General features: G+C 67.2%; 3 protein-coding genes. All 3 read right to left on the reverse strand.

The features are described 5' to 3' along the window. A partial coding sequence (locus tag HNO82_RS21905; protein WP_249777070.1) for a condensation domain-containing protein occupies positions 1–1569 on the reverse strand: 1569 nt, incomplete at its 3' end. Positions 1570–1600: 31 nt separating this feature from the next. Further along, positions 1601–4690, reverse strand: coding sequence for a non-ribosomal peptide synthetase (locus HNO82_RS21910; protein ID WP_175345133.1), 3090 nt, complete (start codon positions 4688–4690; stop codon positions 1601–1603). After that, a partial coding sequence (locus HNO82_RS21915) for a condensation domain-containing protein (protein WP_175345134.1) occupies positions 4687–7499 on the reverse strand: 2813 nt, incomplete at its 5' end. The genes HNO82_RS21915 and HNO82_RS21910, both read right to left, overlap by 4 nt.

The following is a 7499-nucleotide window of genomic DNA, read 5'->3' on the forward strand; positions in this document are numbered from 1 at the left end:
GGCGTTGAGCTGGCCGTAATCGAGTACCTGCCCGGTATGCGGTACCCGCAAGGCGAGCCGCTCGGGGTGTGCCTTTGCCTGTGCTTCGATCACCGCCAGCACGTTGCCGGCCTCATGGGCCTGCGCATTGACGCTCCATGCCTGTAGCGCCGACTGTTCCTGCGCGCCCAGCAACGCCAGTTGACCGATGGGGGTATCGGCTGCGCTGGCCAAGTGTTCCAGTACACTGAGATAGACAGTACCGATACGGGCAATGCTGGACTCCCGGAACAGTGCGCGACGGTATTCCAGCCGCAGCTTGACCTGCCCGCGGATGATCTTGACGTCCATGGCCAGATCGAATTTGGCCGCATGCAGGTCGATCTCCAGCGTACTGGCCTGCAAGCCCGGCAGATCCAGCGTGCCGCTGCCCTCGATGACCTGCAGCCCGAACAGGGTCTGGAACAGCGGATGGCGCGGCAGGCCGCGTTCGGCGGGATAGCGTTCCAGCAGCAGTTCGAAGGGCAGCTCGGCATGGGCCATGGCTTCCAGCGTATCGCTGCGCACCTGGCGGCACAGCGTGCGCAGGCTCATGCCGGGGTCCAGGCGCGCGCGCATCACCTGGGTGGTGACAAAAAAGCCCACCATCTCCTGCAGCGCCGGGTGGTTGCGTCCGGCCTGTGGAATACCGACGGCAAAATCGTCCTGCCCGCAGCAATGGCGCAGCGTTACCTGCCAGGCCGCGAGCATGGCCACGAAGGGCGTGCAGCGCTCCTGCTGGCAGAACTGGCGCACACGCGCCGCCAGCGACTCCTCCAGCACCAGGCTGTAACCCGCACCTGCCTGGGCATCAGTGCTGTCGCCACGCTCCACCGGCAGGTTCAGCGGCGGCACTTCCGGGCCCAGCCGGGCTTGCCAGTGATCCAGTTCCTGCCGCAACCACTCGCCCTGGCACTGCGCTCGCTGCCGGCGGGCATGATCGGCGTACTGCAAGGCCAGCGGCGGCAGTCTTGGGGCCTGCCCGGCCAGCGCTTGCGCATAGGCTTGCTGCAGGTCGCGCGCGACGATGGGATTGGACCAGGCGTCCGATACGATGTGGTGCATGCCCATGATGAGCACATGTTCTTGCTCGTCCAGCCGTAACAGATGCACGAACAGCAGCGGTGCGCGGGAGAGATCGAAGACGTGACGCGTGGCGGCCTCGATGGCCGCGCTCACTTGCACCTCCCGCGCATCGGCGGCCAGTTCGCGCAGGTCGCTCAGCTGCAGCGGCAGCGATACGGTGGGCAGGACCTCCTGGCAGGCCACGCCGTCCTGTTCTGCAAAGCGCGTACGCAGGCTGCCGTGCCGTGCGACCACGGCCTCGAAGGCCGCCTGCAGGGCAGCGTGATCCAGTACGCCGCACAGGCGGAAGGCGCGCGTCAGGTTGTAGGCAGTCTGTTGCGCTTCGAGCTGGTGCAGGTACCACAGCTGCTGCTGCGAGAACGAGAGCGGCGCCGGTCCATCCTGAGGCCCCTCCTTGTCCGTCCGTTCGTGTTCGCGTTGATCGGCTTGCAGCAGGGCCAGCAACTGATGATTTTTTTCGTTCATGAAAGCGTGATCCAAGAAAAGGGCCGACGACCTAGGCCTGTTCCGGCAGGGCGTCGCGTTGCGCTGCGGGCATTTCCAGCAGCGTGCGGCGCAGGCCCGCGAGCTCGGCCAGGGCGGCGGCGTCGGGGGCTTGTGCGCGCAGCGCGGCCGCCAGCGCGGCCGGGGTGGCATGATCAAACACCAGGGCCGGGGCAATCTCGATCTGCAGCAGTTTGCGCAGCCGCGCCACCAGCTTGATGGCCAGCAGCGAATGTCCGCCGGCTTCGATGAAATCGCTGTCGCGGCCCAAGGCGGGCGTGGCGGGCAGCAGTTGCTGCATGGTGTCCAGCACGACGAATTCGAGATCGTCCGCCACAGCCCGGGCCTCGCCGCCCTGCCCGCTCTCGGCTGACGATTCGGCCAGCGCATCCAGCAAGGCGCGCCGGTCGATCTTGCCATTGGCCAGTCGCGGGAAGGATGGCAGCGCCAGGATGCGCGCTGGCTGCATTGCCTCCGGCAGCACATCCCGCAAGGCCAGTCGCAAGGGTTCCACGGCAAGATTCTCCCCGCTCACCCAGGCGATCAGCCGCGCGGGTTCGCCCTGCGGCATGACGCAGGCCTGGCGCACGCCGGCTTGCTGCAACAGCGCTGCTTCGATCTCGGCCGGTTCGACGCGAAAGCCGCGGATCTTCACCTGTTCGTCCGAGCGCCCCAGGATGCGCAGCCCGCCTTGGGGCAGATGGCAGGCCAGGTCGCCGCTGCGATACCAAGCCTGGCGGTCTTCCGGTGGACGGTTCAGATAGCCGCGGCTGCGCTGGGCCCCGGCGATGCAAAGCTGGCCGATGCCGCCTACCGGCACGGGGCGCAAGTCGGCATCCAGGATCGCCACGCGGCAGTTGGCCATCACGCGGGTCAGCGGCGCGGCAGCGGCCCCGCTGGCGGCGTCGCTGGCGCAACACGCATGCCACATCACGCCCACCGTGGTTTCGGTGGGGCCGTAATGGTTGAAGATGCGGGCCTGCGGCTGACATTGCCAGATCCGCCGCAGCAAGGCCGCCGGGCTACTCTCGCCGCCCAGTACCAGGGTCGCGGGCAGGACGGCAGAGCCGCCATCGAGCAAGGCTTCCAGATGCGACGGCACGATCTTGAGCGCATCGACCCGATGACGTTGCAGGAAGGCGGCGAAGTGCGCACCATCCTGCATGTCGCTGGCGTCGGCGATGGCCAGCTCGGCGCCATGCAGCAGCGCGGCGAACAGCGCCGTATTGCCCAGATCGGCCGCCACCGTGCTGGTCAGTCCCCAGCAGCGACATGGCGCCAGGCCCATGCCCTGCGACGCCGCCACCACGTAGTTGAGCAATTGCGCATGCTCGATCAACACCCCCTTGGGGGTGCCGGTCGAACCCGAGGTGTAGAGCAGATAGGCCAGGTCCTGCAACGCCGGCGCGACCGTCGGCGCCGGCATGGAATAGCCCTGCAGGTCGGCCGGCCACAGCGCGCAATGCAGCCCGTCGGCGGCCGGTGCCTTGCCATCATGCAGCACCAGTGCCGGAGCCGCATCGGCCAGTATCGCCTGCTGGCGCACGGCGGGCCAGTCGGGATCGATGGGGACGTAGGCGGCACCGCAGCGCCAGACTGCCAGCAGCGCCATCACCAGTTCCGGCGAGCGTGGCAGCAGCAGCGCCACATGCGCGCCGGGCCTCACGCCCTGCGACTGCAACCAGTGCGCCAGCTGGTTCACGCGCTGCAGCAGTTGCCCATAGCTGATCTGACCGTCGGCACTGGACAAGGCGATGGCGTGCGGCGTATTGAGCGCATGTGCGGCAATGTGCGTGAGCAGCGTGTCGCGCCCGAGCGGCAGCACCTCTGCCGTCATCGACAGTCGTTGCGGCCAGATGGCGGCATCATCCCATTGCAATTCGCTGCAGGCGGTATCGGGTCGTGCCAGCAGCTCGCGCAGCCAGGCCTGGTACTGGCGCAGCAAACCGGTCATGCTGACGGCGTCGTAGTGCCGCGCATCGTAATGCAGCTGCAAACCAGGCGCGGCCGGATCGGACAGATCAACATGCAGCGCCAGCGACAGGCGGGGATCACCCGAGGCCGTCCCCTGCAACGCCCACTGCAGTGCACCTTCCTGCCAGCGCCCGACGGCATGACGCACGCTCAAGCCGATCTCCGCTGGCCTGGCAGCCAGATCATCGGGCAGATATTCCTGGGCCGCCACATGCTGCTCCTGCTGCGCGGCCAGCTGGTTCACCAGTTCGCTCAACGAGGCTTGCGGCGGCACGTTCAGGATCAGCGGCAGGGTCTTGCCATACAAGCCCAGCGCCTGGGCCATGGGTTCGTAATCGTCGCGGCAATCGTGCTGCCAGGCGCAGGCGATCCGGGACTGCTGTCCCAGGCGAGCCAGCAGGGCCAGCCAGGCCGCCTGCAGCACAGTGGCGACCTGCCATCGCCCGCTGGCCTGCCCGCTCTGAAGGGCGCTCGCCATCTCCTCGGCAATACGGTGGTGCAGAAGCGCCGGAACCGCCGCAGCCGTCCCTGCCTCGCGCCGATAGGACAACCGCAGCGCCGGCGTCTGTTCCAGTTGCTGGGCCTGATGGGCCCAGTAGGCCTGGCCGATGCGGGCATCGTCGTCTTCCTCGAGAGACTGGCGCCACTGCACATAATCGGTGTACTGGAAAGCCTCCCCGGTGGACAGGTCCTGATCATGGTAGCGACGCCATAGCTCATCGGCCAGCAACCACAGGCTGCGCTCATCGAGCGCCAGGGACGCGGCCGCCACCAGCAGGCGGCCACGCTGGGGCGCGTCCTCGACCAGCCAGCCCTGAATCACGTGCCCGCGCGCCAGATCGAACGCTACCGTCGGCATGGCGGCACCCGCCGGCAGCATGTGCAATTGCAGACTCTGGCCCGGAGGCTGCGGCAACGGCGCCTGACGCAGACCACGATAGCCTTCGGCCTGGCCGAAGGCATGACGCAGGACGGCGTGACGCGCGACGACCCAGCTCCATGCGGCCTGCAGACGCGCGCTCTCCAGCGGCCCCTGCCAGTGCAATGGCAGGATATGGGCTGTGTGGGCGTGCGCCTGCTGCAGGCGCTGTTCGGAACTGAGCGCGACAGTCTGGTCCAGTGGCATCATGCTGCGCCCTCCGAGAGTTCATCGACGGCGGTAGAGGGCGCGCTGACCTCGGCGCGTTCCACCATGGCGCCCATGGCCACGACGATCTTGCGCGGCCCCTCGTAGGGATCGCGGGCATGCGCGGCCAGCATGTTGTCGAGCATGACCACATCGCCCTGCTGCCAGTCGAAGCGCACTGCGCATTGTTCGTAGAGTTCACCGATCAGGGCCATGGTGGCATCGGGAATGGGTGTGCCATCACCGAAGAGCACATTGCGCGGCAGGCGCTCCGGACCAACCATGGACAGCAGGTCTTGGCGTACTTCCGGCTCCAGGCAATACGGATGGTGCAACTGCACCTGGTTGAAGAACACCTCCGCCCCGGTGACCGGATGCACGATCACTGCCGGACAAAGTGTACTGGTCTGCAGGGTGTCTTCATCGAGCCAGCGATAGCCGGTGCCGGCTGCCGTCAGCCGGGCTTCCACCACGGCACGGTCGTCCGTGCCGAAGAAGGATTGCCAGCTCACATCCAGACGCGGCGTGAAGGTGCGCACGTAGCGCAACTGCTTTTGCTGCAACTCGCGCCGCAGCGTGGGAGGAAGACGACGCAGCATTTCACGGCAATCGACGATGGGTGTGGCCCCGCCTACCGGAGACGGCAGCTCGCAGAAGAACCACTGCTTGCGCGGCCAGCGTTCGATGTGGGCGCTTTCATTGTGGTACAGGATCATCTGCTTTTCGGGATAGGGGGTGGAGCGATAGGTCTTGTTGCCCCCCTCCTTCTTGGGCAGGTCGCCATAGCTGCCATACAGTTCCGGCTCGATGGCTTCGGCGAAGCGCTCGAAGTCCTGCGGCGTAGCCAGGCCGAAGCGCCGGAACAGGATGCCGCCATGACGCTCCAGCAGACTGGCGATCAGCGGCTGGTTGGCACGCGCCCAGGCCACCGTATCGAGGTCGGCGCTGGTGGCCTCCACCAGCAAGGGAAAGTCGGTGCCGGGTCGCAGGGGGCGCATGCGCACAGCCGCCTTGGGGGCCGCCGCGCTCATGCCCTTGAGCTTGTTGAGCTTGTCGAGCTTGCCCGGGGCCAGCGGCGCTCGGGCAGGGGAAACGGAAACAGTGCTTGACATGGTCAGGGGTTCTTTCATGAGAGGGATTTCATACCGGGACAGCGGCCAGTGCGGTTGTGCCACGATCTGCTCCAGCAACGCGACCCAGGCCGCCGCCATGCGCTGCATGGTGCCGCTCTGGAAAACCTGGCTGGCATAGACCCAGTCGGCCTGCAGCGCACCATCCACCGGGGTGACGAACAGCGCGATGTCGAACTTGGCATGGGCATGGCTGGCGGGCAGTGCCTGCACCTCCAGGCCGGGCAAGTCGAAGTCATGCGTGGGCATGTTCTGCATCACGAACAGCAGCTGCACCAGCAGGTTCCAGCGACGGTCGCGGCGCGCCGTGGCCAGTTCGGCGATACGCTCGAAGGGCAACGAGGAGTGGGCGAAGGCATCGAGCACTGTGCCGCGCGTAGCCGCCAGCCACTGTGCAAAGCTCTGTTCGGGCTGGTGGCGCGAGCGTAGCGGCAGCACGTTGACGAAGAACCCGACCATCTCTTCCAGTGCCGCATGCTCGCGCCCGGCCACATCGGTACCGATGAGCAGGTCGTCCTGTCCGCTCTGGCGATGCACCAGCAACTGGAAGCTGCCCAGCAGCAGCATGAAGAGCGTGCAGTCGCACGCCTGCGCCAGAGCTTGCAACTGCCCTGTGAGGCGCTCGGGGATACGTACCGACAGGCGCGCACCGTCGCCCGACCACTGTGCCGGCCGCGGCAGGTCCACCGGCAAGGCCGGCTGCGCCGGGGCTCCTTGCAGGGCCGCACGCCAGAAGTCTTCCTCGGTGGCGCGCATACCCTGTTGCTGCCGCCACGCTGCATAGTCGGCGTATTGCAGCGTCGGTGCCGCCAGCGCGGGCGCCTGGCCCGCGTGCAGTGCGCGGTAGATCGCCGAGAACTCCCGGATCAGGACCCCGACCGACCAACCATCGGCGGCGATGTGATGCACCGCCAGCAGCAGCACCTGGCGCGGCCGACCATCCTGCGTCGGAGCCAGGTGCACCAGGACCGCCCGCAGCAGCGGCGCGGTGGTGAGATCGAAGGGGCGCACCGCTTCTTCACGCCGCAATACGGCTAGCATCTGCTGCTGCACGTCCGGCGCCTGCGCGCGCAGATCCTGTACCGCCAGCAGCGGGATGCTGTCTGCCGGCGATACGATGCGGGCGACGGGTTCGCCTTCATCATCCTCGTGATAGCTGGTGCGCAGGATTTCGTGACGCTGCACCAGCAACGCCAGTGTCTGCGCCAGCGAGGCTGGTGCCAGTGCGCCATCGAACTGCAGCGCTGCCGTCATGTTGTAGGCGGCCGCCCCACCCTGCATGCGATCCACCAGCCACAGGCGCTGCTGCATCGGCGAGAGTGGCATGCGCGGCGTGCGCGCTACCGGCTTGAGCGCGGGCTGCTCTTCCTGCGGTGCGCAACTGCGTGCAATCAGCTGCGCCAGTTCGCCGAGCACGGGCGCGGCAAACAGGTCGCGCAACGTCAGTGTGTGCTGCGGATGACGTGCGCGCCAGCGCGTGACCACGCTGGTGGCCAGCAATGAATGCCCGCCCAGGGCGAAGAAATTGTCTTGCCGCCCAACTTGGGGCAGGCCCAGCACGTCTTGCCAGATCGCTGCCAGCGCCAGTTCGATCTCGCCCTGCGGGGCGCTGTAGTCGCTCTCCTGACTGATCTGCACCGGCGGCAGGGCCTTGCGGTCGATCTTGCCATTGGTGTTCAGGG

Origin of the sequence: Herbaspirillum sp. C9C3, from assembly GCF_013359625.1 — a bacterium.
GTDB lineage: Bacteria > Pseudomonadota > Gammaproteobacteria > Burkholderiales > Burkholderiaceae_D > Herbaspirillum.

Bases quoted from the DNA above. Each gene is read 5' to 3' on its own strand.
- HNO82_RS21910 (WP_175345133.1), bottom strand. From the start codon at position 4,690: ATGATGCCACTGGACCAGACTGTCGCGCTCAGTTCCGAACAGCGCCTG.